The following is a 25469-nucleotide window of genomic DNA, read 5'->3' as shown; positions in this document are numbered from 1 at the left end:
GCGTGGGAGTGCCGGCGCGGTTCACCGCGAGGCGAGGTGATGGTTCAGCACGCTGAGCAGGTTGTCGGTGTCCACGGGTTTGGTGACGTAGCCGCTGGCCCCCGAGGCCAGGCTCTTCTCCCGGTCGCCGGGCATGGCCTTGGCGGTGACGATCACGATGGGCAGGTCGGCGTACCGGGGCATGCCGCGGATCTCCGCGGTGGCCGCGTAGCCGTCCATTTCGGGCATCATCACGTCCATGAGGACCAGGTCCACCTCGGGATGCGCGAGCAGGGCGGCGATGCCCTGGCGGCCGTTCTCGGCGTGCAGGACCCGGATGGAGTGCAATTCGAGGATGCCGCTGAGGGCGTAGAGGTTGCGGGGGTCGTCGTCGACCACCAGCACGGTGCGTCCCGCGAGGGTTCCGTCGATCGGGGAGGGCGCGAGGTGGGTCGGTTCCGCGACGCGGACCAGCGGGAGTACGTCGCCGGGCTGTTCCGCGGACAGGTGCAGTGCGATGCGTTCGCGGAGTTCGTCCAGCCCGGAGAGCAGTTCCAGGGGTTGGACCTCGGCGCGTGACTGCAGCGCGCGTTCCTGATCCTGGGGCAGGCGCCTGCTGTTGTGGCCCAGGACCGGCACGTTCGCGGAGGCGGAGTCGGCGTCCAGTGCCTCCAGCAGGGTCAGGGCCTGGCCTCCCGGCATACTCAGGTCCAACACGATGCAGTGACACGCTTCGGCGGCCAGGGCCGCGGCCGCCTCCTGTGCGTCGACGACGGTCAACACGTCGGCGCCGGGCCGCGTCCCGCCGTCGTGGCCGCCGGCGGCGAGGTCGGCCACCGCGCTCTGGGCGACCAGGCTCAGCAACCCGTGCGGCTGCTCCTCGACCACGAGTACGCGCCGGTGCGCCGGCGGCTCGACCGGCGGCAACGGCCGGCGGGGGGTGTCACGGTCGGCCGGGTGCGGTGTCTCCTCCGGGGCCGACCGGGTCTCGGAGGCGGCGTGCACCACGGGCAGGTGGAGGGTGAAGACGCTGCCCTGTCCGGGGACGCTCTCCGCGGTGATCGCGCCACCGAGCAGATGGGCGATCTCCCGGCTGATGGACAACCCCAGGCCGGTGCCGCCGTATTTGCGACTGGTGGTGCCGTCGGCCTGTTGGAACGCGCCGAAAATGGTCTCCAACTGGTGCTCTGGGATGCCCGCCCCGGTGTCCTTGACGCGGAACGCCACCACCGCGCCGCCGCGGTGGACGATCGCGGGGACCTCGTGGTCGGTGGCCGGTTCGATACGCAGTTCGATCCCGCCGCGATCGGTGAACTTGACGGCATTGGAGAGCAGGTTGCGCAACACCTGACGCAACCGCGAGTCGTCGGTCAGCAGATCGGTCGGCACCCCGGGCGCGGTGGTGATCTCGAACGCGAGACTCTTTTGCGTGGTCATCGGGCGGAACGTGGCCTCGACGTAGTCGAGCAGTCGCCGCACCGACACCCGCTCGGTGTGCACGTCCATCTTCCCCGCCTCGACCTTCGACAGGTCCAGGATGTCGTTGATCAACTGGAGCAGGTCCGACCCGGCGGAGTGGATGATGCCCGCGTACTCGACCTGCTTGGGGCTGAGGTTGCGGCTCGGGTTCTGCGCCAGCAACTGGGCCAGGATGAGCAGACTGTTCAGCGGGGTCCGCAACTCGTGGCTCATGTTGGCCAGGAACTCGGACTTGTACTTGGAGGCGAGCGTCAACTGCCGCGCCCGATCCTCCAGTTCCTGACGAGCCTGCTCGATCTGCAGGTTCTTGGCCTCGATGTCACGGTTCTGTGAGGCCAGCAGCGTCGCCTTCTCCTCCAATTCCTCGTTCGAGCGCTGCAGTTCCTCCTGCCGGTTCTGCAACTCCTCCGACCGCACCCGCAGCTCGCCGGTCAACCGCTGGGACTCGTCCAAGAGTTCGTCGGTACGGGCATTGGCGACGATCGTGTTGACGTTGACGCCCACGGTCTCCATCAGCTGTTCGAGGAAGTCCCGATGAACGGTCGTGAACGGGGTGACCGACGCCAACTCGATCACTCCCAACACCTGCTCCTCGACCACGATGGGCAGCACGATCAACGCGTTCGGCGCGGTCTGCCCCAACCCCGAGGAGACCACGTAGTCGGCCGGGAGATCGTCCACGGCGATGATGCGACGGCTGCGGGCGGCCTGGCCCACCAGGGAGCGCCCCAGCGGGATGCGCTCGGCGGCGTCGCGCGGGAGCGGCAGACCGTACGAACCGATCAGGCCCAGCGCCGTTCCCGCCTCGCCCTCCTCGGCGAGGTAGAACGCCCCGTACTGGGCGCAGACCAGCGGAGTGAGCTCGTCCATCACCAACTCGGCCACCACCGCCAGGTCGCGGTGACCCTGCATCAGCCCCGAGACCCGGGCCAGGTTCGACTTGAGCCAGTCCTGATCCTCGTTGGCCCGGGTGGTCTCGCGCAGGGACCCGACCATGGCGTTGATGTTGTCCTTGAGCTCGGCCACCTCCCCGGAGGCGTCGACGGTGATCGAACGCGTCAGGTCGCCCTCGGCCACCGCGCTGGCCACCTCGGCGATGGCGCGCACCTGCCGGGTCAGGTTCCCGGCGAGCTCGTTGACGTTCTCGGTGAGCCGCTTCCACGTGCCCGAGACGCCCTCCACCTCGGCCTGACCGCCCAACCGGCCCTCGCTGCCCACCTCGCGGGCCACCCGGGTGACCTCCGCCGCGAACGACGACAACTGGTCGACCATCGTGTTGATGGTGGTCTTGAGTTCCAGGATCTCGCCACGCGCGTCGACGTCGATCTTCTTGGACAGATCACCGTTGGCCACCGCAGTGGTCACCAGCGCGATGTTGCGCACCTGACCGGTGAGGTTGTTCGCCATCGAGTTGACGTTGTCGGTGAGGTCCTTCCACGTGCCCGCCACGTTCGGCACCCGTGCCTGGCCTCCCAGGATTCCCTCGGTGCCCACCTCCCGAGCCACCCGGGTGACCTCGTCGGCGAACGCGGACAACGTGTCGACCATGGTGTTGATGACCTCGGCGAGCGCGGCGACCTCGCCCTTGGCCTCGACGGTGATCTTCCGCGACAGGTCGCCGCGCGCCACGGCCGTGGCCACCTGCGCGATCGACCGCACCTGACCGGTCAGATTGGACGCCATCACGTTGACGTTGTCGGTCAGGTCCTTCCACGTGCCCGACGCGCCGCGCACCGTCGCCTGCCCACCGAGATTTCCCTCGGTGCCCACCTCGCGGGCGACGCGGGTGACCTCGTCGGCGAAGGCGGAGAGTTGGTCGACCATCGTGTTGATGGTCTCCTTCAGTTCCAGGATCTCGCCACGCGCGTCCACCCGGATCTTCTGCGACAGATCACCCTGCGCCACGGCGGTGGTCACCTGGGCGATCGACCGCACCTGGGCGGTCAGGTTGTCCGCCATCACGTTGACGGACTCGGTCAGGTCCTTCCAGGTGCCCGAGACGCCCTTGACGTCGGCCTGTCCGCCCAGCCGCCCGTCGGTGCCCACCTCGCGGGCGACGCGGGTGACCTCGTCGGCGAAGGCGGAGAGTTGGTCGACCATCGTGTTGATGGTCTCCTTCAGTTCCAGGATCTCGCCACGCGCGTCCACCCGGATCTTCTGCGACAGATCGCCGCGCGCCACCGCGGTGGCCACCTGGGCGATCGACCGCACCTGGGCGGTCAGGTTCCCGGCCATGAAGTTGACCGAGTCGGTCAGGTCCCGCCAGGTGCCGGAAACGCCCTTGACGTCGGCCTGTCCGCCCAGCCGCCCGTCGGTGCCCACCTCGCGGGCCATCCGGGTGACCTCGTCGGCGAACGACGAGAGCTGGTCGACCATCGTGTTGATGGTGTTCTTCAGCTCCAGGATCTCGCCGCGCGCGTCCACCGTGATCTTCTGCGACAGGTCACCGCGCGCCACCGCCGTCGTCACCTGGGCGACGTTGCGCACCTGATCGGTGAGGTTGCCGGCCATGAAGTTCACCGAGTCGGTCAGATCCCGCCAGACCCCGCCCACGCCCGGCACCTGCGCCTGTCCGCCCAACCGGCCCTCGCTGCCGACCTCGCGGGCGACGCGGGTGACCTCGTCGGCGAAGGCGGAGAGCTGGTCGACCATCGTGTTGACGGTCTCCTTCAGCTCCAGGATCTCCCCGCGCGCGTCCACGTCGATCTTCTGCGACAGATCTCCCCGGGCCACCGCCGTGGCGACCTGCGCGATGTCGCGCACCTGCGTGGTGAGATTTCCCGCCATCGCGTTGACCGAATCCGTCAGGTCGGCCCACGTGCCCGAGACCCCCGGAACCTGCGCCTGCCCGCCCAGCGTGCCCTCGGCCCCGACCTCGCGCGCGACCCGCGTCACCTCGGAGGTGAACAACGCCAACTGGTCGACCATGCCGTTGAACACCACGGCGATCTCGGCCAGCACACCCGTCCCGGCGTCGGGCAACCGGGTGCGGAAATCACCGTCGCGCACCGCCGTCAACCCGGCCAGAAGCTGCCGCAGCTCCGCGTCGTCGGCCGTTGCGGCGACGCGATCGGCGCGTCCCCGCGGAGCGGGCGAAGTACCGACGTCCGGCGTACCAGTCATGCACCACAACCTTTGCTCGACCGCCGGTGGTCCCGACGATCAACTCCACCCACCCCGGCGCCGGGAGGAGTTCGCGGAAAGAGAGGAACGCGAGACTCTGCCTGTCGACAGAAGCGTTTCAGCCTATCCAGCCTGTGCCCGCGGTGTGGTCGCCAGGGCGGGATTCCCACGTCGATCACCCGCGGGCGAACCCCGTCGGTGGTGGCCGACGGCCGTGGCCCGGCTCGCTCGGCGTCCGCCCCCGTGTGCTCCCGGGTCGTGAGGTGGCGCCCGGCGAGGCGGGTGTGCTTCGGGTGCGGCCGGGCGTCGCAGGTGTGCGCGTGGAGACGGCGGAGCCACGACCGGCCGGAAATCGCCCGTCGCGGGCCGGGATCGACGGTCGCCGTCGGGGTCGGCACGGCCGGATCGACGGTTTCGGGCCGGCCGACGAGATCGAGCGGCGACGCCGTTCGCCGCGTCGAGCAACTCCCTTGCGTGGTAAACCTTTTCCTCGAAAGTTAATGGTCTAGTCCACTTTGGTCCAGACCATTGACTTCTACGCGTGCCGGGCTGTCTCATACCCCATGCCGCCGTGCCACGCGAATCGGCGGTCCGTCCCCTGCTTACAGACTGGACGCACATGCGACTCTTGCGTACATTCCGCGCGGCCGTAGCCGCGACCGTCACCGCCGCAGCGGCGGTGAGCCTGACCGTGATGGGCGGTGGCCCCGCCCAGGCCGCGACCCCGCTCCCGAACCACGTCTTCGCCCCCTACTTCGAGGCGTGGACCGGCGACAGCCCCGCCGCGCTGGCCGCGCAATCCGGCGCCAAGCACCTGACCATGGCTTTCCTCCAGACGGCGACCAAGGGTTCCTGCACGGCGTACTGGAACGGCGACACCAGCATGCCGATCGCCGCCTCGACGTTCGGTACCGACATCAAGACCATCCAGGCGGGCGGCGGGGACGTGATCCCCTCGTTCGGCGGCTACACGGCCGACACCACCGGCACCGAGATCGCCGACAGTTGTACCGACGTCAACCAGATCGCCGCCGTGTACGAGAAGGTCATCACGACCTACGACATCACGCGGCTCGACATGGACATCGAGATCGACGCGCTCGACAACACCGCGGGCATCGACCGGCGGAACAAGGCCATCAAGCAGGTCCAGGACTGGGCCGCGGCCAACGGGCGCAAGATCGAGATCTCCTACACGCTGCCCACCACGACCAGCGGTCTGGCACCCAACGGCGTGGCCCTGCTGCGCAACGCCGTCGCCAACGGCACCAAGGTCGACGTCGTCAACATCATGACGTTCGACTACTACGACAACGCCACGCACAACATGGCCAACGACACCGAGACCGCGGCGCAGGGCCTGTACAACACGCTCGCGCAGCTGTACCCGAGCAAGACCCCCGCGCAGCTGTGGGGCATGATCGGCGTCACCGAGATGATCGGCGTCGACGACTTCGGGCCGGCCGAGACGTTCACCCTCGCCAACGCCCGCCAGGTCTACAACTGGGCCGTCGCCAAGGGCATCAACACCCTTTCGTTCTGGGCCCTCCAGCGCGACAACGGCAACTGCCCGAACCAGCCGGCCGCGGACAACTGCTCCGGCATCGCCCAGAACACCTGGGACTTCAGCCACATCTTCGAGCCCTTCACGGGCGGCACCACGACGCCGACCAACGACTTCTCGGTCAAGGCGACCCCTGCCTCCGGGTCCGTCGCCGCCGGCGCCTCGACCACGTCGACGATCTCGACCGCGGTGACGACCGGAGCCGCGCAGACGGTGAACCTGACCGTCAGCGGCGCCCCGACGGGTGTCACCGCCTCGCTCAGCCCCACCTCGGTGACGGCGGGCGGTTCCTCGACGCTCACCGTCAACACCACCGCGGCGGCCGTCTCGGGCACGTACAACATCACCGTGACCGGAACCGCCCCCTCCGGTAGTCACAGCGCGACCTACGCCTTGACCATCACCGGTGGAAACGGCCACCAGTGCACGGCCCCCGCGTGGGCGTCGGGCACGGTCTACACCGGCGGACAGCAGGTCTCGCACCAGGGTCACACCTGGAAGGCCAAGTGGTGGACGCTGGGCGAGACGCCCGGCACCACCGGCCAGTGGGGTGTGTGGCAGGACCTCGGAGCCTGCTGAATTCCGTCGTCCCTGACGTGACGCACGCCCACGTCGAACCGCGTGATGCCCGGCAGGCCACCTGCCGGGCATCACCCGGATCAGGCCACGGGCCTGCGGGGTGCGACCCGCCGGGCCGTTCGGGCCGCGACGGGTCGCACCGAGGGCGTCACAGGCCGCGGGCCAGGTGGTCGGTGAGCAACCGGGTGAAGCGGGCCGGGTCGGGCAGGTCGCCGCCTTCGGCGAGCAGTGCGCCGCCGTACACCAGCTCGACGATCTCCGCCAGCGCGGGGTCGTCGGCGTTCGCCGCGTGCGCCGAGCGCAGCGCGGTGATCAGCGGGTGCGTCGGGTTGAGCTCCAGGATGCGCTTGACCGAGGGCATCTCCTGCCCCATCGCCCGGTACATCTTCTCCAGCGTCGGGGTCATGTCGTGGGCGTCGCCGACGATGCACGCCGCCGACGTGGTCAGCCGCGACGACAGCCGGACCTGCTTCACCTGTTCGGACAGCGTCGTCGTCAGCCACGGCAGCAGGGCGGCGAAGTCCTGCTCGCGCTTGGCCTTTTCGGCTCCGGCCTCCTCGTCGCCGTCGTCGGCCGGCTCGTCGAGGTCGACCTGACCCTTGGCGATGGACTGGAGGCGGTGGCCGTCGAAGGCCGGGACCTGGTCGACCCAGACCTCGTCGACCGGGTCGGTGAGGATCAGGACCTCGTATCCCTTGGCGGCGAAGGCCTCCATGTGCGGGGAGTTCTCCACCATCGCGCGGGTCTCGCCGGTCAGGTAGTAGATCGCGTCCTGGCCGTCCTTCATGCGCTCGACGTACTCGCGCAGGGTGGTGGGCTTGTCCGCGTCGTGCGTGGAGGCCGCCGACACCAGCTCCAGCAGGGCCTCGGTGTTGTCGGTGTCCTCCAGCAGGCCCTCCTTCAGCGCCCGGCCGAACTGGGCCCACAACTTCGCGTAGCGCTCGCCGTCCTTGGCCTGCATGTCCTTGATCGCGCCGAGGACCTTCTTGACCAGGCGCCGACGCACGCCGCGGATCTGACGGTCCTGCTGCAGGATCTCGCGGGAGATGTTCAGCGACAGGTCGTGGGCGTCCACGACACCCTTGACGAAGCGCAGGTAGTTGGGCATCAGCGCTTCGCAGTCGTCCATGATGAACACGCGCTTGACGTACAACTGCACGCCGCTCTTGGACTCGCGGGAGAACAGGTCGAACGGGGCCTGCGAGGGGATGAACAGCAGGGCCTCGTACTCGAAGTTGCCCTCGGCCCGCATGTGGATGGTTTCGGCCGGATCGAGCCCGTCGTGGCTGATCTGCTTGTAGAACTCGTGGTACTCGGCCTCGGTCACCTCGCTGCGCGGCCGGGCCCACAGCGCCTTCATCGAGTTGAGCGTGTCGACTCCGTGCGTGGTGACGCCGTCCGCGTCGGTGCGCACGGTGGCCATCCGGATCGGCCAGCGGATGAAGTCCGAGTACTGCTTCACGATCCCGCGGATCTTCCACTCCGCGAGATAGTCGGCCAGCCCGTCCTCGCTGTCGGCAGCCTTGAGATGCAGGGTGACCGAGGTGCCCACCGGCAGGCCGTCGACGGCCTGGATCTCGTAGGTGCCCTCGCCGTCCGACTCCCATTGCGTGCCGGAGTCCGTGCCGGCCCTCCGGGTGCGCAGGGTGACCTTGTCGGCGACCATGAACGCCGAGTAGAAGCCGACGCCGAACTGCCCGATCAGGTTCTGCGCCGTGGCCGCGTCGGTGGTTTCCTTGGCCTCCTTGGCCTCCTTGAGCTTCTCCAACAGGCCGGCGGTGCCGGACTTGGCGATCGTGCCGATCAGCTCCACGAGATCGTCCCGGGTCATGCCGATCCCGGTGTCGCGGACCGTCAGCGTGCGGGCGTCCTTGTCGACTTCCAAGGCGATGTGCAGGTCGGAGGTGTCGACATCGAGGTCGGAGTCGATCAGGGACTCCAGCCGCAGTTTGTCCAGAGCGTCCGAGGCGTTCGAGATCAGCTCGCGCAGGAAGATGTCCTTGTTCGAGTAGATCGAGTGGATCACCAACTGGAGCAACTGACGGGTCTCGGCCTGGAATTCCAGCGTTTCGACGCTGCTACCCACCCTGGGGTCCCCTTTCGGAATCAAACATGATGGAACGGATACTTCCGGAGGAGTCTCCGCGAACCGGTACCCGCGTCGTGCACGTCCCCCGGCGGCGGACTCCGGCATCCTCACTCGGCGGCACGTTCACGGCCGCCTTCCCGGCGGCGCCGGTCGCAGGCCCGGCGCACCTCGGCGGTGCTGCGGCCCACGGCGCCGACCCGCTCGGCCAGCGCCGGATGGCCGGGCTGCAAATGGCCGCCGGCCTCGGCCAGCGGGCCCAAGAGGTCCGCGGCATCGTCCCGATCCAGGGCCCGGTGCAGCGCGGCCAGGTCGGGTTCGGCGCCGGCCGGCAGGTCGGTCAGGGCGCCGATCTGCCCGGCCAGTTCGCGCAGGCTCGCCGCGTTGGTCCGGGCCCAGCCGGCCACCGCACGGTCACCGGCCCGCCTGTCCCGCTCGGCGGCCACCCGCTGGTCCCCGGTGGCCGGCGAGCCGTCCGGGGCGGGCCGAAGTCGCAGATAACGGCGTTCGGCCGCCTGGCGGCTGGCCACCCCCAACGCCGGTGCCAGATCGGCCCAGCTGGTGCCCAACTCCCGGGCGGCCTCGATCAGATCGGGCTCCCAACCGGCTATCTCCGAGCGCAGCTCGCGCAGCAGGGTGAGCGCGACCAGCACCTGGTTCGCGCTCAACGCGCTGCCGGGCGCATCGGGTGCGCCCTTCGGCGCGTGCACCGCGCGCATCGCGTCCCGGATCCACCCCAGGACCACGCCGGTGTCCAGGGCGGCCGGGGCACCATCGCACGCCGCGCCGGGCGTCGGCCCCGGGCCGCGCTCCTTGTGCCCCATCGGAAGTCATCCCCTCGGCGACGCCGTGCCGTGTCGTCGTTACGACGACACAATATGGCGGAGCGCCCGGGCACGTCCAGGCGGCCTCCGCCGATACATCGACGGAGGCCGCCGCGGTTCGCGTGACCTCGCACCGGGGGAGCGGGCGGGTCGCAGCCGTCGTCCCGCCGGTCGCGCGGAGGGTGCGCACGGGTTCAGCGTCGGATGTGCGCGCGGACGTGTTTGCCGCTGTCGTACTGTTCGACGGTCCAGCCCGTGCTGAGCATGTCGAGCAGGCGCAATCCGTAGCCGCCGTCCGCGTTCGCGGGACGTTGGAGGACGAGGAGATCGCGGGCGCGATCACTCACCCCGATCTCGATTCCGTCGGGGGCGGGGGCCAGCGTCAACTCGGCCTCGCCGCAGGTGTGCCGGAGAGCGTTGCCCACCAGTTCCGAGACGACTTGCACGACGTCGTCCGTGCGCTCCGGGGGCCAGTCCCAGGCGTCGAGCGTGTCGCGGACGGCGGCGCGGACCCGCCCCAGGATGCCGGGGGCATTCGACAGGGTCCACATCCGGGGTGCGGACGGGTTGTGGGGCGAGGTGGGCATGTCCGGACTCCAGCCGATCCTGATGGATGTCGGTGAGGGCTGCGGCGCCGATCATCGGGGGACCCTCGGGAACGCGGGGGCGGTCGGATCCGGGCCGCGGCTGCTGCCCCGACCGGCCCGGGGTCCGTCGCCGTCGTGCGGCGACGGACCCCGGGACGTGGGTCACGCGGCAAGGATCCGCAGGGCACGGGCCCGGAACGCGACCGCCCCGTCGAGCGCGATCATGCGCACGGAGCGTAAGGCGATGCCGCCTTGTCGGTTCGTGGCTCGGGCATCGGCGCCGGAACCGCCGGTCGGTTACAGCGTGCCGGCAGGGCCCGCGCCCGGCCCGCCCGGTGCGGTGTTGCCGTAGTAGTCGCCGATACGAGTGCGATGCTCGTGGTCGTCGACGTGCTTGTCCTTGTCGAACTCGGGCGCGTTCTTGATCTCTTCCTTGGTGCGCGAGACGTGCACGACCTTGTTCTCGGTGTCGATGCGCGAGATCGTCCCCGCGGGCAGCAGGACGTGCTTGCCGAAGATCCACACGCCCGTGTCCACCACGAGATAGGACGCGTCGACGTCGTCGTTGTGCTTGTCGACCTTGCCGATGTGGCCGTCGGTGGCGTCGACCTTGTAGCCGACCAGGCTCGTGCCGGCGGTGTGGCCGGACTCGGGTCGGTGACCCCAAACGTTGGCGCCGGTGCTCACAGGAACTCTCCTCGGTTGTCGACGAAGCCCGCAGCGGGCAACGGATCACCCGTCATCCGGGATTCGTCGGTTCCAATGGTTCGACCCACGCCTGCCCCGCCGACTCTGCCGCACACCCGGCATTGTGCATCGGCGCGACGGGAAGGGCGGATCGACCCGCGCCCGGCCGTGCGAGTCCGGCGCGCGGCGCGGTGGTCCGGTGGACGTGCGTCATCGGCGGGCAGTGCTCATGTCGAGGGCGCGGCGACGGCACGACGTTCGCCCCGCACAACGCGGTACGGCCCGGCACGACTCGGGGAAAGACCCCGAAGTCGCGCCGGGCTGCACCACGAACTTCCTTGATTGCACGGCGACTTCGCGTAGGTATGCGAAGCCCCCGAGTCCCTGCCGTCGCGCCCGACGGTGTCACCGGGCGGGTCGGCACCTCCTTCGCACGATCACCGCGTGATCATCGCGATCACCGCACGGTCACCGCGCCACGGCCGCAGCCGTGGCCCGAACCGCCCGGCCGGCCGCCGGCACATACGATTCCGGCAGGCTCTCGCGGGTCTTGGCCCAGTGCAGGAGGTCGGGGTCGGCCAGCGTGGTCACCCACAGGTCGGCGAGGGCCAGTTCCTCGTCGCGCGGGTCGGGGCCCACACCCAGGACGCGCAGGCCCGCGCGCGTCGCGGAGAGCATGCCGCAGTACGAGTCCTCCACTGCCAGGGTCACGGCTGGCGTGGCGCCACAGGCTCGGGTGGCCGCGAGGTAGACGTCCGGGTCGGGCTTGGGGCGCAGGTCCACGTCCGGGACCACGACGTCGACGAAGTGGTGGAGCAGTCCGGCGTGCGCCAGCCCCGACTCCACCACGTCGCGGGGGCAGTTGCTCGCCACGGCAAGGGGCGCGAAGTGCGAGGCCAGGCCCACGAAGTCGACCGCACCGGGGATCGTCACGGGATCGGCTGCGACCAAGCGGCGGAACTCGTCGAGGAGTTGCCCGGTCACCCGGTCGGCGTGGTCGGCCGGAAGGCCGGCCACCTCGGTCATGACCAGTCCGCATTCGGTGAAATGCAAACCTTTGGTGCGTTCGCCGAAGTCGGTCGGGGTCGTGACGCCGTATCCGCGGAGCACGCGTTCACGCGCCTCCTCCCAGTGGCATTCGCTGTCCATCAAGGTCCCGTCGCAATCGAAGACGATGGCCGCCGGGGTCCAGGAGAGAAGGGAGTTGCCTGTCATCGATGAGCCGTCCGATCGAGAGGAGCGGGCCCTGAGGGTGCCCGCGCGAAGTCCCGAGGCGGCGGTGCGGGCACGTCCCCCCGAAGGGGCGTCCGCGAACGACGCCGGCCCGAAACATAACGATCATTACGTTAGGTCGAATACGTTATGTAATCAACCAGCCACGCTGTGTCAGCGTGTCGCAATGCAAACGGCTGTCGAGGCACCCGGACGTCACCCGCCGGTGGACCGCATCCGGTGGGCCTTCACGGGGTGAGCCTTCACCTGGCGGGTCTGCACGGGGTGCACCGCACTCGGCGGACCGTCACCCGGTCGACCAATGCATGCGGTCACCGCCGGTCGGCCGTTCCCGTGCCGAACCCGACCGCGCAGGCTCGCCGAGGTCGAGTCGGCGCCATGGGCGCACGTCGGCGTGCATGTTGCGGCGCATCATCCGCAGGGCCGCTCGGGCGAGTTCGGCGTCGATGTGGGCGACGGCGTCCTGCGCGACCGCCACCCGGAGATGTCGGATGTGCGCGTCCAGCGCCGAATACAGCACACACTGCTCGGTGACCTGTCCGCACAGCACCACACGACCCACGCCGCGCTGGGCCAGCAGATACTCCAGTGGGGTCTGATAGAAGATCGAATGGCGGGCCTTGACCACGAACATCGACGTATCGTCGGGCCGGATCGGCTCGACGAGGTCGGCATGCGGACCGCGCAGCGCGATGTCGAGGATCTCGTCGTGGTGGGAGCGCCACCGGCCGAAGTTGTCGTTGACGTAGACGAGATCGATCTCGGCCGCACGGGCTCGCGCGATCAACGCGCGGATCGCGGGCAGCGCCTCGCGGACCGATGGGATCAGGGCCTCGGCGTCCTCGTGCTCGTAGGCGTTGATCATGTCGATCACGATCAGGGCGGTCTTCGTCATCGCTGCACCTCTTTCCGCCTGCACCTCTTTCAGCCTGCGACGATGTCCGCTCCACGGCGATGTCGGGGCGGGGCCGATGCTCCGCTGCGCCGATCCCGCACGGCCCGGCGCAGACCCCGCGGCGTGCGGTCGGGCTCAGGTCGAGGACGTCTCGAGTGGCATGCGCAGGGCGCTGCGTCCGGCTCGCCATGCGGTCAGGAGGTGGTCGCCGAGGCGGCTCTCCAGGAATTCGGTGGCGGCGATGCCGAAGACGACATCGGCTTCCAGGTCCGGTTCGTCGGCGAGCAGGCCGCCGATCACGTCGCGGCGCACGACCTGCTCGTGGACGGCGTCGGCTTCCACGTGCTCGGCGTAGAAGCGCTCGGCCGCGGGTCCGGCACCGGTCCTGCGCATTGCCTGGGCCAGTCGGCGCGAGCCGGGGGAGGAGGTCACCTCCACGCACGCGAAGTGCCCGACCAGCGCGCCGCGCAGCGCGCGGTGCAAGCCGAGCAGGGACATCAGGTTCACGGTCGGCAACACCTTGGCGGGCGCGGCGTCCAGATACCGCCCGTACGAGGGATCCAGATCGAGGTCGACCATCAGATCCGCGAACAACTGGGCGTGGACGTCCTCGGCGCGGCCCGCACCGAATTCGTCGAACTCGATGGCCACCATCGCAGCCTTGGCCCGACCGCGCAGGCGGGGGATGACCCAGGCGTGCGGGTCGGCCTCCTTGAGGTGATACAGCGAGCGCAGCGCGGCGTATTCGCGCAGTTGCCACAGTTCTCCCCGGGTACTCAGGAAGCGGCTCACGCTGGTGCCGTCGTCCCCCGTCGGCTCGACCAGGAGCGCGGCCAGCACGTCGTCCACACGCCGGTCGTCGTGAACGTGCGTACGCAGTGCCGTGTGGAAGCGTTCTTCGAGGGCCGCACGCAGTTTCAGGAGATCCGAGTCCCATTCGCGATCGTCGGCCACCCCGGCAAAGCCGCGATAGTGCAGCTCGTACAGCGTGTACAGGGCCAGGTGCAGGTCCTCGCCGAAGGGGTGGGCGTGGGCGACCTCGTCGAGCCCCGGGAGCCGGCCTCGGCCGGTGTGCAAAGCGGCGATCACGCCCGCGGACAGCGCGCCGCGCGGTCGCGGCAGGGCCGGGGCGGCCTGGGAGGCATGCGTCGACACGGTCACGGGCGGCTCCCTTCGTCGTCGGTTGTTTCCGTCCTCGGTTCGCCCGACGACGGACCCTCGCACGCCGATCCGGTGCGCGGGCGGTGGCTGGTGTCGCACCACGGGTAGGTGCGGCTGCGCCGGCAGGTGCAGATGGCGACCACGAAGCGTCGCGACGTGACGACCTCTCCGTTCGGGAGGGCCACCTCCACGGGGCCTTCGATCAGGAGAGGGCCCTCGCGGTCGGCGGTGATCCGGCGCGGGCGGTCAGCGTTTTTCGGCACGGACGACCACCAATTCCTCGTGACTGTCGTGCGGGCCCACCAGGCCGGTGCGGCGCAGCCAGTCGAGCCGCTCGCGCAGGACCGGGCCGAACGGGATGCTCGTGCGGTCGGCGATCGTGGCGCGCAGGCCGGACCGTTCCAGCGCCTCCAGAGTGGCCTCGGAGTCGCACAGGCCGGAGTGCACCATCAGCAGGACACCGTTCGGCCGCAGCACGTCGGGGACCGCCGCGCAGAGCCGGTCCACCACCGCCCGGCCGCGAAGCCCGGCGTCCCACGCCCGGGCGGCACCGAAGTGCGGAACGCCGGGCCGGGGCGCGGGCACGTACGGCGGATTGCACACGACCAGGTCGAAGGACTGACCGGTCACGGCCGACAGCAGGTCGCCGCGTCGCACGGTGATCCGCCTGCGGGCGAGCAGCGCGTTGGCGCGGGTGGTCAGGACGGCGCGTCTGGTGCTGTCGACGGCGGTCACCCGGGCCCCCAGCCGGGCCGCGTACACGGCCAGGGCCCCACTGCCGGTGCACATGTCCAGGACTCGGGTGTCCGGACCTATACCCTCCCGACGGATCGCCTCGGCAAGGAGGAAGCTGTCCGACTGGGGGACGTACACGCCCGGGGCGGTGAGGATCCGGCCGAGGGGGGAAACCGTGACACCGATTGTTGACATGGGGGCCTCCGGCAATGCGATGGCATCGGCGATCACCGATTCCATCGTGACGAGCATGGGGCGCGGCGCCGTGACTACGGCCTGCCGCCTGGTGGGTGCTCCCTCCGACGGGAAGCATCAGGCACGGTCGTCGGTCGCCGTCCGCTCGGTTCGGCGGAGTCCGGCGTTCGGCGCGGGCAAAGATCGCTTGCCCGGCCCTGCCGTGTTCATGCACATCACCCGGACGGAGGTGGCTTCGGGGACGTCCGAGCACGGCTGTGGCCGGTGTCGCCCCGACGGGTTCCCGGGACTTTCTCCCGGGTGGGCGAGGGGAGACCCCGGGCACGCCGACGAGGACCCGGCGGGTGGCGCCGGATCCTCGTCGGTGGTGCGTGGTGGCGGTTCAGGCCGCAGGAGCGAGTTCGGCGCGGCCGAACAGCAGGGCCCAGCCGGCGGGCAGCCGGGTCAGGATGCGGGTGACGAGATCGGGGCCGGCGAGCGCGGCGACGACGGTCAGCACGGAGCCGGTGTCCCAACGGGCGATGCCGGGGGTGGTGCCGGTGCGGGCGGCGATGTCCTTGACGAAGCCCAGTCCGGTCGAGGGCTCGGGGTCCAGGGTGTGCGAGGTGAGCCGGAGAGCGGCTTCCAGGGGCAGTCGGGCGGCGAGGTCCAGACGCTCCCGGCCGGTGAGTTGCCGGCCCAGCCCGGAGAGCACGACGCGGATCGCGTCCTCCGCCTCTTCCCGGGTGCGGTAGCCCCCTTCGAGACGGACCTTGTCCACCAGGTCGGCATAGGTGCTCAACGCCACGGAGGAGGTTTCGCTGCGGGGGTGCATGGCTGCGGATCGCCTTTCCGGTCTCGGGTTCGCCGGCTGGTTGGGTGACGGGTGGGTGTCGGGGTGTCGATCGGGAGGGGAGGGCACGGCTCGGACGGCGGCGGGTCCCGGTGGGTGGGGGATCGGGCCGCTCGGACGGGCCGGTGCCCGCTCCGGACCGCCCCGTGCCGCCCGTATCGAGTGTGCGGGCGGCGGGGAGTTTCGGCGGTGCACGGGCGGGGCGGGCGGCGCGGTGTCCCGGTGCGTCCGTCCCGCCCGGTGCGGGGGGCGGTGGTCGCCTTGCTTCAGGCGGTGATCACCTTGCGGTCGGAGCGGGTACCGATGGAGATCTTGCGAGGCTTGGCCCGCTCCGCGATGGGGATCCGCAGCGTCAGCACACCGGCCTCGTAGTCGGCGTCGATGCGCTCGGTGTCGAGGGTGTCGGCCAGCACGATCTGGCGGGAGAAGACGCCCACGGGCCGCTCGGACAGCTCCATCTGGACCTCGTCCGCCTTGGCGACCGGCTCGCGGCGGGCCTTGACGGTGAGCATGTTGCGCTCGACGTCGATGTCGATCGCCTCGGGGGTGACACCCGGCAGGTCGAACGCGACCACGTACACCTCGCCGTCGCGGTAGGCGTCCATCGGCATCGCGGTCGGCCGCGAGGGGTTGCCGGGCACGAGGAGCTGCTGCGCGAGCCGGTCGAGCTCGCGGAAGGGGTCGGTACGCATCAACATCGCGAAAACACCTCCGAAAGATTCGGTCGGTAGCGCCCGGTCGGGCTGCCTGAAACCGTTGTAGCATGTCATCGGATGGATGACAAACACGGAGGTCGTCGAAAGGATGACGATCCGAGAGACGAGCCGAGAGGAGTTCCGATGACCGCGAACGATCGACCCGGCAGACCGGCCGGCCACCCCACGGGGCCCGCCTCCTTCCTCGCCGCCGCAGCGGCCCTGGAAGCCATCGACCAAGCCGTCCGTACGGCACAGAACGGCGACGGCGAACCCACGAGAGCGGACCAGGGCCCCGAACAGGCCCTGGCCTCGCTGCTCCTGCTCCGCGAGATCCGCGAACGCCTCGCCGGCTGGGAGAGCGGGCTGATCGAGACCGCCCGCGACGCCGGGGCCAGTTGGGCGGACCTGGCCCAACCCCTGGGCGTGGCCAGTCGCCAGGCCGCGGAGCGCCGCTATCTTCGGCTGCGCCCGGGCCCGGCCGGATCCACCGGCGAGGAACGCGTCACGGCCACCCGCGAACGCCGCGCCGCCGACCGCGCCGCCACCGCCCGGGCCCGTGACAACGCCGCCGACCTGCGGCGCCTGGCGGGTCAGATCACCGCGCTCACCGATCTGCCGGTCGGCTCCCGCGCGCCCGTGGGCAGATTGGACCAGGCCTTGGGCGGCGACGACCCGGCCGCGCTGATCGCTCCGCTCACCGCGACCCGCCCGCACCTGACCGCCCGACACCCGGACCTGGTCGCGCGCATCGACGCCCTGGTGGACCCACCCACGGTCGGCCCCGCCGATACGCCCTGAACGGCCCACCCCCGCGTACGACGGACCGCTCACCCGTGGCACCCGCGGCGGGCAGCCGGGCATGGTGCGCGCAGCCCCGGCCGGGGCGACCGCTCGTCGGCCCCGCGCGCACCGGACCCGAAACCGGGCGGCATGGCCGCGAGGTTCCCGGGTACCCGACGACGGTCCCCGGTCCACGCCCGGGCCCGGGCGGTCGAGACGTGCTCGGCGCCCGGGCGTGGATGGACGGGAAGAGGACGCCCGGACGAGAGAAAGGCCGCCGATGAACTCGCCCTCGGAGCAACACCCCGCTCCGCCGCAGCAGCAGGAGCACCCCGGCACCACCGGCGATCTGGACCCCGCCCCCCGCGACGAGATGCGCGACTACACCGGCAGCGGACTGTTGACCGGGCGCCGCGCGCTGATCACCGGCGGCGACTCGGGGATCGGTCGGGCCGTGGCGGTCGCCTTCGCCAAGGAGGGCGCCGACGTGGCGATCGGGTACCTGTCCGACCAGGAGGACGAGGACGCCGCCCACACGGCCCGACTCGTCGAGGAGGCCGGCCGCACCTGCACCACCTATCGCAGCGACCTCTCGGTCGAGGCGAACTGTCGCGACCTGGTGGAGCGCACCGCGACCGATCTCGGTGGCCTGGACATCCTGGTCAACAACTGCGGCACCCAAAAGCCGGTGGACGACCTGGCCGAACTGGACAGCGAACAGTGGGAGTACACCTTCAGGGTCAACATCCACAGTTTCTTCTGGACCACCAAGGCGGCGCTGGCACACCTGCCCTCGGACGGCGTGGTGATCAACACGTCCTCGATCAACGGACTGCGCGGTAACAAAACGCTGATCGACTACTCGGCGACCAAGGGCGCGATCCTGGCACTGACCTACTCCCTGGCCCAGTCCTTCCGGGAACGCGGCATCAGGGTCAACTGCGTCGCGCCCGGGCCGGTGTGGACCCCGCTGATTCCCGCGACGTTCCCCGAGGACAAGGTCGCCTCCTTCGGGCAGCAGACCCCGATGGGCCGTGCCGCGCACCCGGACGAGATCGCGCCCTCCTACGTGTTCTTCGCGTCGAACCGGCTCTCCGGCTACTACACGGGAGAGGTCCTGGCGCCCATCGGCGGGGAGACCCTCCCGGGCTGACCGCGGCGGAGCGGCCCTGCCCGGGGCGCCGGCCCCACGGCTTGCGACCCCGGGCTATTCGGCGTCCACCCGCACCCTCGGGCCGGCCTCGCCGGCGCAGCCCGTCGCACCCGCCACGGCCCGGGCCAGGGTCTCCTCGGCGCGCCGCGGATCGGCCAGCAGCGCCGGCAGGAGCAGGTGCCACAGGTCGGTCAAGTCGTCCTCGATGCCGGCGCGGCCGGAGAGCGCGTCGGAGACGGTGTGCATGCCGAAGAAGGCGTGGATGATCGAGCGGGCCGCCGCAGCCGGATCGACCCGGTCCGCGAGATCGCCCTCCTCCCGGGCACGTTCCAACAGCGCGCGGGCGGTGGCGATCCAGCCCACGAAGGGAGTCGGCAGTCTCGCGTCGATGGCGTAGCGCTCTCCCCACAACCGTGCTCCGCCGCGGACCACGGGGTCGTCGCGATAGGCCCGGGCCACCGCGAAGCTCAGCCGCACCAGGGCCTCCAACGCGGGCCCCTCCGCCGGGCTTTGCCGTTCGATCAGCTCCGGCCAAGTGGCGAAGTGGGCCTCGACGACCGCGCGGGCCAGGGCATCCTTGTTGGAGAAATGGAAATAGATGGCACCGCTGGTGAGCCCTGACGCGTTGCCGATGTCGCTGATGCTCGTCCCGGCGAAACCTTGCTCGTGGAACAGGCGTGCCGCCGTCTCCAGAAGGGATTGGCGAGTCGTCCCTGCCCGTGCCTGCACGTGCCACCTCCAGCTCGGATGTCTGCGTGGAAACCGGTGTTGCCCAGGCGCTTCGCGGCGGGTGTCGGCGGATGGCCGACGCGACACGACGCCACGCCGATCGGCGGACCTCGCCGGGTCTTCTCCATGCCGCGCAAGGCACGGCGAGAAGACGACGTGCACCTTCCCGGCGACTGGGTTCTGCTTGTATTCATGACAACCTTTGGCGGCGGCGCGGCGTCCTCGGGTCTCTCGGCAAGGCCGCTGAGCTGGTCGCGCACCGTGGCGCGAGAGTCGGTGCACCGGACCTCGGTGGCCGAGGTGCTGCTGACCGATGTGGTGCGCCTCGCGGAGGCGACCTTCCTGACCGCGGCCCAATGGCCCCGCTCGCATCCCACGTTCCCGCCGGCCGGCGACGGTGGACACAGTCGGCTGATGATCGTGGAAACCCTTCGCCAACTGGGGATCTTCATCCCGTCGCAGTTCTTTTCGGTGCCCCTGGAGGCGCACTTTCTGATCAAGGACCTTTTCTACGGTGTCGACATCGCCATGGAGCCGCGTTTGCAGAGCGGCGCCACCGATATCACCTGTTTGGCGCACGTCGACGACCTGCGCCCCACCCGCGACGGCCGGGGGCTGAGAGGATTGCGGCTGCGCATTCGCCTCTCGGCCGGCGTCACGACCTTCGCGCGCGCGGGAGGCAACGCGCGGTTCCTGGACGCCCACACGTACGCGGCTCTGCGCGGTGGAATGCTCGGGCCGTCGGGGCCTCGACCGCGGCGCAGACCGACGCCGCAGGCGGTGGACGCGACCCTGCCCCGCGACGTACTGCTCGCTTACAGCGCCGGCGGAACCCTGGAACTGGATCCCGCCGATCACCTGCATCCGTTCTTCTTCGACCACGCCGGCGACCACGTGCCCGGCATGGTGCTCGTCGAGGCCGCCCGACAGGCGATCGCGGTTGCCAGTGGCGGCGAGTTGTTGCGGCCGACGGCCTTTCGACTGCGGACCCCGCACTTCACCGAGTTCGACCCGCCGGCCCGGATCGAGTGCTTCCTGCGCAACGATCGGCAGGCGTCGGTCCGATTCCGGCAGGGAGCGAGCGACACGGCCGCGGGAGCACTGCGCTACCGGTGAGACCGGGCCGGGTCCGGACCCGGATTCGGCGGACCCTTGAATGATTAACGCACCTGCGTTAACGTCCACGGCATGGAGAATTCGGCGGCCACCCGGCTCTGCCTGATGACGACGGCGGAACGCCTGTTCGCCGAGCGGGGGATCAACGCGGTCTCGGCCCGGGAGATCGCCGTGGCGGCCGGGCAGCGCAATACCAATGCGGTGAAGTACCACTTCGGGTCGCCGCAGGGACTGGTCGACGCGATCTTCGAGTACCGTATGGGGCCGATCAACGCGCGCCGCACCGAACTGATCGCACTGTTCGACCGGCAGGGGCGGGCGCAGGACCCGTACGCCCTCGCCGAGGCGTTCGTGCTGCCCCTCGCCGAACTGCTGGACCGACTGCGCGACAGCCCCTCGGGGGGCAGTTGGTACCTGCGGTTCTGCGTCCAGGCCGCCTACACCGTGCACCCCGACGTCGTCACCTTCGCACCCGACGACCTCGGGCAGAGCCCGTGGACCACGGGGTTGAAGGAACTCAACGCCCGTGCCCTGAAACTGCCGGGCGACACCCTCCCGGACTGGCTCGCCCTCCGCCGCTGGCAACACTTCGCCGGCTTCGTCACGCGCGCACTCGCCGAACGCGAGCTGCGCCAGGGCATCGACCCCCACTTCGCCGCGGGCGCCACCGCGCTGTACGTGGCGGACCTGGTGGACGCCGGCGTCGGCATCCTCACCGCGCCGTGCCGCCCGGAAACCCTGGCCCTCGCCGCATCGGGAACCCCTCCGGAACCGATCCGGAGACCCGGCGCCCCGTAGGACCCGTCTTCAAACCGCAGATCCCGCCCGGGTGATCCCCTCCCGCGACCGGCAGGAAATCACCCCCCGTTCCCACCCTCCGTTCCCGTACCGCGATCCCCCGCCTGCCGGAGCAAAGCCGCCCACCGGCCATGTCCGCGCGCCCGCCGCCTCCGCCCGGCCGACGCGCCGCCCCGTCCTGCCCGGAGCCCCGCACCGCCGGAGCCCCACCCTGCCCGGAGCCACGCCACGCCGTTTGAAGGAGGCCCTCGTGGCCGTCAGCGCATCGCCGACCCCCAAGCCGGAACCGGAAGAGAGAATTCCGGACGCGCCCGCGCACCCCACCCCGTCGCACAGCCGGTTCCGGCTCGCCGTCGCGCTCACCGCGATCGTGCTGATATCCGAGCTCGCCCCGATGGAACTGACCCTGGTCTACCCGTCGTTGCGCTACATGGCCGCGGACTTTCCCACGCCGCACATCGCCTGGGTCCTGACCATCGTCAGCCTCAGCGCGGTGGTGAGCATCCCGCTCACCGGCAAACTCGCCGACACCTACGGCAAACGCCGGGCCCTGCTCGGCCTCGGCACGATCTTCATCGTCGGCTCGCTGGTGTGCGCGACCGCCGACTCCTTCGGCCTGCTCCTCACCGGTCGCGCGCTCCAGGGCACCTGCGGCGGCATCACCGCGGTCGCCTACGCCCTGATCCGCGACGTGTTCCCGCGCCGCGTCGTGCCCGTGGCGCTCGGCGCGGTCTCCGCCGGACTCGGCGTCAGCGCGATCGCATCCCCCTTCCTGGCCGGGACGCTGATCGACCATCACGGCTACCGCGCCGTCTTCTGGTTCATGTTCGGCTACGCCCTGGTGCTGACCCCCCTGGTGGCGTGGATCGTGCCCGAGTCCCCGCTGCGGCAGCGACACCGCCTGGACGTGCTCGGCGTGCTCCTGCTCGGCGGCGGCGCCGGACTGGTTTTGCTGGGGATCAGCCAGGGTCGCGACTGGGGTTGGTGGACACCGGGCACGGTGGCCTCGTTCGCCGTCGGCGCGTTGCTGCTGGGGGCGTTCGCCGGATGGGAACTGCACGTGCCGCATCCGGCCGTGGACGTACGCCTGATCGCGCGCCCGGCGATGCGCATGACGCTGCTCGCGTCGTTGTTCGTCGGTTTTCTGATCGGCGGCTACGGCCTGCTGATGCCGCAGATGCTCCAGACTCCGCACCTGCCCGGGATCGGATACGGGGCCGGCCTCACCGCGACCGGAGTGGCCATGTGGACGTTCCCGCAGGGCCTCCTGACCATGGCCTGCGGTCCGCTGGGCGGCATCGCGGCCCGGTCCCGCGGGGCCCGCCCGGTCCTGATCGCCGCGGGCTGCCTGCTCGTCGCAGCCCTGGCGGTCGCCACCCGACTGCCCGACCGACGCTGGCAAGTCCTGCTGATCGCCGGGGTGTTCGGCGCCGGCATGGGCCTGTACTACGCGGCCGGCCCCAACCTGGTCGTGGACGCCGTACCGCTTCGCCAGAGCGCCGTCGGCACCAGCATGCTCCCGGTCGCCAACCAGTTCGGAGCCGCCGCGGCCGCGACCATTCTCGGCGCCGTGATGGCGCGCGACATCGCCCGTTCCGACGCGCGCACCGGCCGGATCGTCTACGCCGAGGCCGCCTTCGAGCACGCCTTCGCGATCGCCGCGGTCGTCGGCCTCGTCGGCGTCCTGGTGGCCGTGCTCATGCGCCACGGCCGCGCCCCCGCCGCCGGCGGCGCCGCATCCGCGACGTGATCGTGCGGACCGCTCCCGCCACTCCCGTTTCCCCTCACCCATGGAGGCTTTCCACCGTGACCACAACTCCCGAAAACACCCGGCCGGTGTTCGACAACGGCCTGTCCGCCGTGCCGGTGCGCGAACTCTGCCCCACCGGCGACTACCGGCCCACCGCGCCGTACGAACTGTTCCGACTGGCGCCGTGCAGCCCCACGATCGGTGCGGAGATCACCGGTGTCGACCTCGCCGGACCCATCGGCCCGGAACTGCACGCCGAACTGCATCGGGCCCTGCTCGAATGGAAGGTCCTGTTCTTCCGCGACCAGGACCTCACCGCGCCCCGGCACCGCGACCTCGCGCGGCTGTGGGGCACGCCGGAGGTGCACCCCTTCCTGCCCAAGGCGGACGACGTCGCCGAGGTCGTTCGGCTCTCCCGAGGCGCCGACTCGCCCGCCGTGGAGAACGTGTGGCACTCGGACGCGTCGTTCGAGACCACACCCCCGATGGGCTCGATCCTGCGCGCCGTGCACGTGCCCGCGGTCGGCGGGGACACGCTGTGGTCGGACATGGCCGCGGCCTACGACGGCTTGCCGGCGGCGACCAGGACACGGATCGACGGGCTCAGGGCCGTCCACGACTTCACCCAGACCTTCGGCAACGCCCTCGGGCCCGAGGAACTGACCCGGCAGCAGGAGAAATATCCCGCCGTCTCGCACCCCGTCGTGCGCACGCATCCGGAGACCGGCCGCCGACTCCTGTACGTCAACCGCATCTTCACCCACCACATCGAGGGTCTGCCGGACGACGAGAGCCGCGAACTGCTGACGTTCCTCTACGACCAGGCCCGGCACCCGGAGTACCAGTGCCGGCTGCGCTGGCGTCCCGGCACGGTCGCGTTCTGGGACAACCGGGCCACACAGCACTACGCGAGCGCGGACTACTACCCGCACAAGCGGATCATGGAACGGGTGACCATCCTCGGCGACCGGCCGTTCTGACCCCGGCCGTTGTGACCCCGGCCGGGCAGCCCCCCGGCGGCGCGATCCCCGGGGGCGGAACCTCCAGGCGTTCGGGCGGCAGCGGCTTCGGCAGGGTCGCGCGTACGCGTTTGCCGCGGTCGCGGCGTCGCCCCGACCCGGGCTCGGGCCGGGGCGACGCCGACGCGCCGAGGTCCCCTGGGCACCGTCCGCGTCACCCTCCGCCGTCGTCGCGTGCGAAGGCGGCGGTCAGCCGGGTCTCCAGCTCGGTGAGCCCGTCGTGGTCGGGCGCCATCGCCGCGTAGCGCCAGCCGACACCGTCGACGGGGCGATCCGTATAGATGATCACGCCTTGGCCGGCCTCCGGCCGAAAGTCCAGGCGCGCGGCGATCAGCCGCTCCACCACCGCGTCGAAGGGGCGCGGCGGATCGGTGCGGATCGTGCCCGTGGACCAGGCGGGCGCGGGATTGCCGGTGAGGCGGGTGACCAGGGTGTGCGGGGTGCTGGTCGCGGTACGCCGGACGTTGCACTCCAGGGCGTGGAGGGTTCCGTCCCGGGCACAGACGGCATCGAGGCTATAGGGGCCGCGGTAGCCCTCGGCCGCCAGATGCCGACCCAGGGCGAGCGTCCACGTGGTCAGCTCGGCGCGGGCGACGTCCGGGACGTCCTGTAGCGGGGAGCGATAGCCGGCGAAGGAGCCGCCGCTCATCCGCATTTCCCCGTCGAAGAGCACCGACACGCCATCCGGTGCGCAGTGCCCCTGTGCGCTGACGGCGCGGTTGTGGTCCACGTACTGTTCGACGACCCAGCGCTCGTCCGCGGCCGGGGGTGTTGCGGCGGAGCGATCGTCGCGGGTGACGAAGCGCAGACCGTGGCCGCCGGCGGAGCGGTCGGGTTTGACGACGACCCGCTTCCACACGGCGAGGAGTTCGTCGGTGGCGCCGGCGAGGTTCGCACCCGTGCACACGACGCCGTCGGGCAGGCGGATACCGAGTCCGGGCGCGACGGCGCGGAAGCCGGATTTGGTGTTCAGGTCCGCCACGGTGCGCACGACTCGGGGCGAGGGGCCGCCTGCCGCATAGGGTTCGATCCCGATGCCGAGGTCGGCGGCGAGGGCAACGGTGGCTTCGTCCAGGGCGGTCGGCAGCAGGCGGGCGTCCGGGGACTCGCGCAGGAGCGCGCGCAGCGGCTCCAGCAGGCCGTGTGCGGCGACGGCCTCCGCCATCGGTACGCGGGGGATGTCCGGCACGGTGACGACGGTGACGCTGTCCTCGGACATCCCCAGTCGCTCGAAGGCGTAGCGGCGGAAGGACTCGGACAGCGGGAGCGGGACGACGAGTACGTCACCGGGTCGGGTGAGCCAGATCGTGCGCGGGGCCTGTTCGGACCACCGGCGCGGGACCGATGCCGCACGCAGGTCGACCGTCAGCGGTGACACGAAGTTGGCGAGGATGACGAGCGCCCGGCTGTCCTCGCGTGAGGCGACCATGGTCCACCGTTTCCTCTCCCGTTCTGCGCATGCCGTGC

General features: G+C 70.7%; 21 protein-coding genes. 7 read left to right on the top strand and 14 right to left on the bottom strand.

Going from position 1 to position 25469, the window contains the following annotated elements; genetic code table 11:
* Window positions 1-21: 21 nt before the first annotated feature.
* Window positions 22-4581 carry a HAMP domain-containing protein gene (locus ACZOOI_RS32870; protein WP_465283204.1) on the bottom strand — a complete coding sequence of 1520 codons (4560 nt, stop codon included), beginning with the start codon at window positions 4579-4581 and terminating at the stop codon, window positions 22-24.
* Window positions 4582-5200: 619 nt separating this feature from the next.
* On the opposite strand from ACZOOI_RS32870, the gene ACZOOI_RS32865 reads away from it, so the two are divergent.
* Window positions 5201-6724: a glycosyl hydrolase family 18 protein gene (locus ACZOOI_RS32865; RefSeq protein ID WP_465283203.1), complete on the top strand. Its 1524-nt coding sequence runs from the start codon at window positions 5201-5203 to the stop codon at window positions 6722-6724.
* A gap of 148 nt (window positions 6725-6872) precedes the next feature.
* Here ACZOOI_RS32865 and htpG read toward each other — a convergent pair whose 3' ends face one another.
* From htpG to ACZOOI_RS32810, 11 genes are all read right to left on the bottom strand, one after another.
* Window positions 6873-8810 (bottom strand): molecular chaperone HtpG, encoded by a 1938-nt coding sequence (gene htpG / locus ACZOOI_RS32860; protein ID WP_465283202.1) that lies wholly within the window; start codon window positions 8808-8810, stop codon window positions 6873-6875.
* Between the two features lie 110 nt (window positions 8811-8920).
* Window positions 8921-9634, bottom strand: a complete 714-nt coding sequence (locus tag ACZOOI_RS32855) for a type III effector protein (protein WP_465283201.1) — start codon at window positions 9632-9634, stop codon at window positions 8921-8923.
* Between the two features lie 194 nt (window positions 9635-9828).
* Complete coding sequence (locus tag ACZOOI_RS32850; protein WP_465283200.1) at window positions 9829-10221, bottom strand: ATP-binding protein; 393 nt, start codon at window positions 10219-10221, stop codon at window positions 9829-9831.
* A gap of 297 nt (window positions 10222-10518) precedes the next feature.
* Window positions 10519-10908 (bottom strand): PRC-barrel domain-containing protein, encoded by a 390-nt coding sequence (locus ACZOOI_RS32845; RefSeq protein WP_465283199.1) that lies wholly within the window; start codon window positions 10906-10908, stop codon window positions 10519-10521.
* Window positions 10909-11376: 468 nt separating this feature from the next.
* Complete coding sequence (locus ACZOOI_RS32840; RefSeq protein WP_465283198.1) at window positions 11377-12123, bottom strand: HAD family hydrolase; 747 nt, start codon at window positions 12121-12123, stop codon at window positions 11377-11379.
* Window positions 12124-12427: 304 nt separating this feature from the next.
* Window positions 12428-13036, bottom strand: a complete 609-nt coding sequence (locus ACZOOI_RS32835) for a cysteine hydrolase family protein (RefSeq protein ID WP_465283197.1) — start codon at window positions 13034-13036, stop codon at window positions 12428-12430.
* 135 nt (window positions 13037-13171) lie between these two features.
* Window positions 13172-14197 (bottom strand): iron-containing redox enzyme family protein, encoded by a 1026-nt coding sequence (locus ACZOOI_RS32830; protein ID WP_465283196.1) that lies wholly within the window; start codon window positions 14195-14197, stop codon window positions 13172-13174.
* Window positions 14194-14460 carry a CDGSH iron-sulfur domain-containing protein gene (locus ACZOOI_RS32825; RefSeq protein WP_465283195.1) on the bottom strand — a complete coding sequence of 89 codons (267 nt, stop codon included), beginning with the start codon at window positions 14458-14460 and terminating at the stop codon, window positions 14194-14196. The genes ACZOOI_RS32830 and ACZOOI_RS32825 overlap by 4 nt, the downstream gene beginning before the upstream one ends.
* On the bottom strand, window positions 14444-15127 hold the full coding sequence (locus ACZOOI_RS32820; RefSeq protein WP_465283194.1) for a HemK2/MTQ2 family protein methyltransferase: 684 nt from the start codon (window positions 15125-15127) through the stop codon (window positions 14444-14446). The genes ACZOOI_RS32825 and ACZOOI_RS32820 overlap by 17 nt, the downstream gene beginning before the upstream one ends.
* 382 nt (window positions 15128-15509) lie before the next feature.
* Window positions 15510-15941 carry a DUF2267 domain-containing protein gene (locus ACZOOI_RS32815; RefSeq protein WP_465283193.1) on the bottom strand — a complete coding sequence of 144 codons (432 nt, stop codon included), beginning with the start codon at window positions 15939-15941 and terminating at the stop codon, window positions 15510-15512.
* A gap of 284 nt (window positions 15942-16225) precedes the next feature.
* On the bottom strand, window positions 16226-16657 hold the full coding sequence (locus tag ACZOOI_RS32810) for an Hsp20/alpha crystallin family protein (protein ID WP_465283192.1): 432 nt from the start codon (window positions 16655-16657) through the stop codon (window positions 16226-16228).
* 141 nt (window positions 16658-16798) lie between these two features.
* Here ACZOOI_RS32810 and ACZOOI_RS32805 point away from each other — a divergent pair, with 141 nt between their 5' ends.
* A complete protein-coding gene (locus ACZOOI_RS32805) occupies window positions 16799-17455 on the top strand; it encodes a type III effector protein (protein WP_465283191.1) in 657 nt (218 codons plus the stop codon).
* Between the two features lie 262 nt (window positions 17456-17717).
* The gene (locus tag ACZOOI_RS32800; RefSeq protein ID WP_396009096.1) at window positions 17718-18590 is read left to right on the top strand and encodes an SDR family oxidoreductase; all 873 of its coding nucleotides are present in this window, start codon (window positions 17718-17720) and stop codon (window positions 18588-18590) included.
* 54 nt (window positions 18591-18644) lie between these two features.
* On the opposite strand, the gene ACZOOI_RS32795 is transcribed toward ACZOOI_RS32800, so the two are convergent.
* Window positions 18645-19319, bottom strand: coding sequence for a ScbR family autoregulator-binding transcription factor (locus tag ACZOOI_RS32795; protein WP_465283190.1), 675 nt, complete (start codon window positions 19317-19319; stop codon window positions 18645-18647).
* 192 nt (window positions 19320-19511) lie between these two features.
* On the opposite strand from ACZOOI_RS32795, the gene ACZOOI_RS32790 reads away from it, so the two are divergent.
* The 4 genes from ACZOOI_RS32790 to ACZOOI_RS32775 all read left to right on the top strand — a co-directional run bounded on the left by ACZOOI_RS32790 (window position 19512) and on the right by ACZOOI_RS32775 (window position 23963).
* Complete coding sequence (locus tag ACZOOI_RS32790) at window positions 19512-20435, top strand: ScbA/BarX family gamma-butyrolactone biosynthesis protein (protein ID WP_465283189.1); 924 nt, start codon at window positions 19512-19514, stop codon at window positions 20433-20435.
* Between the two features lie 72 nt (window positions 20436-20507).
* On the top strand, window positions 20508-21233 hold the full coding sequence (locus ACZOOI_RS32785) for a TetR/AcrR family transcriptional regulator (RefSeq protein ID WP_465283188.1): 726 nt from the start codon (window positions 20508-20510) through the stop codon (window positions 21231-21233).
* 250 nt (window positions 21234-21483) lie between these two features.
* Entirely contained in the window at window positions 21484-22983 is a 1500-nt protein-coding gene (locus ACZOOI_RS32780; RefSeq protein WP_465283187.1) for an MFS transporter, read from the top strand.
* A 56-nt stretch (window positions 22984-23039) separates the two neighbouring features.
* On the top strand, window positions 23040-23963 hold the full coding sequence (locus ACZOOI_RS32775; RefSeq protein WP_465283186.1) for a TauD/TfdA dioxygenase family protein: 924 nt from the start codon (window positions 23040-23042) through the stop codon (window positions 23961-23963).
* A gap of 193 nt (window positions 23964-24156) precedes the next feature.
* On the opposite strand, the gene ACZOOI_RS32770 is transcribed toward ACZOOI_RS32775, so the two are convergent.
* A complete protein-coding gene (locus ACZOOI_RS32770; RefSeq protein ID WP_465283185.1) occupies window positions 24157-25431 on the bottom strand; it encodes a preATP grasp domain-containing protein in 1275 nt (424 codons plus the stop codon).
* Window positions 25432-25469: the final 38 nt, after the last annotated feature.

This window comes from Embleya sp. L77 (assembly GCF_055557415.1).
This window is presented reverse-complemented; position numbering and strand designations above follow the sequence as displayed.

What these genes read in the sequence shown, in the direction of transcription:
- ACZOOI_RS32805 (WP_465283191.1), top strand. Translation starts at nt 16,799, where the DNA reads ATGACCGCGAACGATCGACCCGGCAGACCGGCCGGCCACCCCACGGGG.
- ACZOOI_RS32815 (WP_465283193.1), bottom strand. Translation starts at nt 15,941, where the DNA reads ATGCACCCCCGCAGCGAAACCTCCTCCGTGGCGTTGAGCACCTATGCC.
- ACZOOI_RS32790 (WP_465283189.1), top strand. Translation starts at nt 19,512, where the DNA reads ATGACAACCTTTGGCGGCGGCGCGGCGTCCTCGGGTCTCTCGGCAAGG.
- ACZOOI_RS32785 (WP_465283188.1), top strand. Translation starts at nt 20,508, where the DNA reads ATGGAGAATTCGGCGGCCACCCGGCTCTGCCTGATGACGACGGCGGAA.
- ACZOOI_RS32800 (WP_396009096.1), top strand. Translation starts at nt 17,718, where the DNA reads ATGAACTCGCCCTCGGAGCAACACCCCGCTCCGCCGCAGCAGCAGGAG.
- ACZOOI_RS32770 (WP_465283185.1), bottom strand. Translation starts at nt 25,431, where the DNA reads ATGGTCGCCTCACGCGAGGACAGCCGGGCGCTCGTCATCCTCGCCAAC.
- ACZOOI_RS32835 (WP_465283197.1), bottom strand. Translation starts at nt 13,036, where the DNA reads ATGACGAAGACCGCCCTGATCGTGATCGACATGATCAACGCCTACGAG.
- ACZOOI_RS32810 (WP_465283192.1), bottom strand. Translation starts at nt 16,657, where the DNA reads ATGTTGATGCGTACCGACCCCTTCCGCGAGCTCGACCGGCTCGCGCAG.
- ACZOOI_RS32865 (WP_465283203.1), top strand. Translation starts at nt 5,201, where the DNA reads ATGCGACTCTTGCGTACATTCCGCGCGGCCGTAGCCGCGACCGTCACC.
- ACZOOI_RS32820 (WP_465283194.1), bottom strand. Translation starts at nt 15,127, where the DNA reads ATGTCAACAATCGGTGTCACGGTTTCCCCCCTCGGCCGGATCCTCACC.
- ACZOOI_RS32855 (WP_465283201.1), bottom strand. Translation starts at nt 9,634, where the DNA reads ATGGGGCACAAGGAGCGCGGCCCGGGGCCGACGCCCGGCGCGGCGTGC.
- ACZOOI_RS32840 (WP_465283198.1), bottom strand. Translation starts at nt 12,123, where the DNA reads ATGACAGGCAACTCCCTTCTCTCCTGGACCCCGGCGGCCATCGTCTTC.
- ACZOOI_RS32870 (WP_465283204.1), bottom strand. Translation starts at nt 4,581, where the DNA reads ATGACTGGTACGCCGGACGTCGGTACTTCGCCCGCTCCGCGGGGACGC.
- ACZOOI_RS32850 (WP_465283200.1), bottom strand. Translation starts at nt 10,221, where the DNA reads ATGCCCACCTCGCCCCACAACCCGTCCGCACCCCGGATGTGGACCCTG.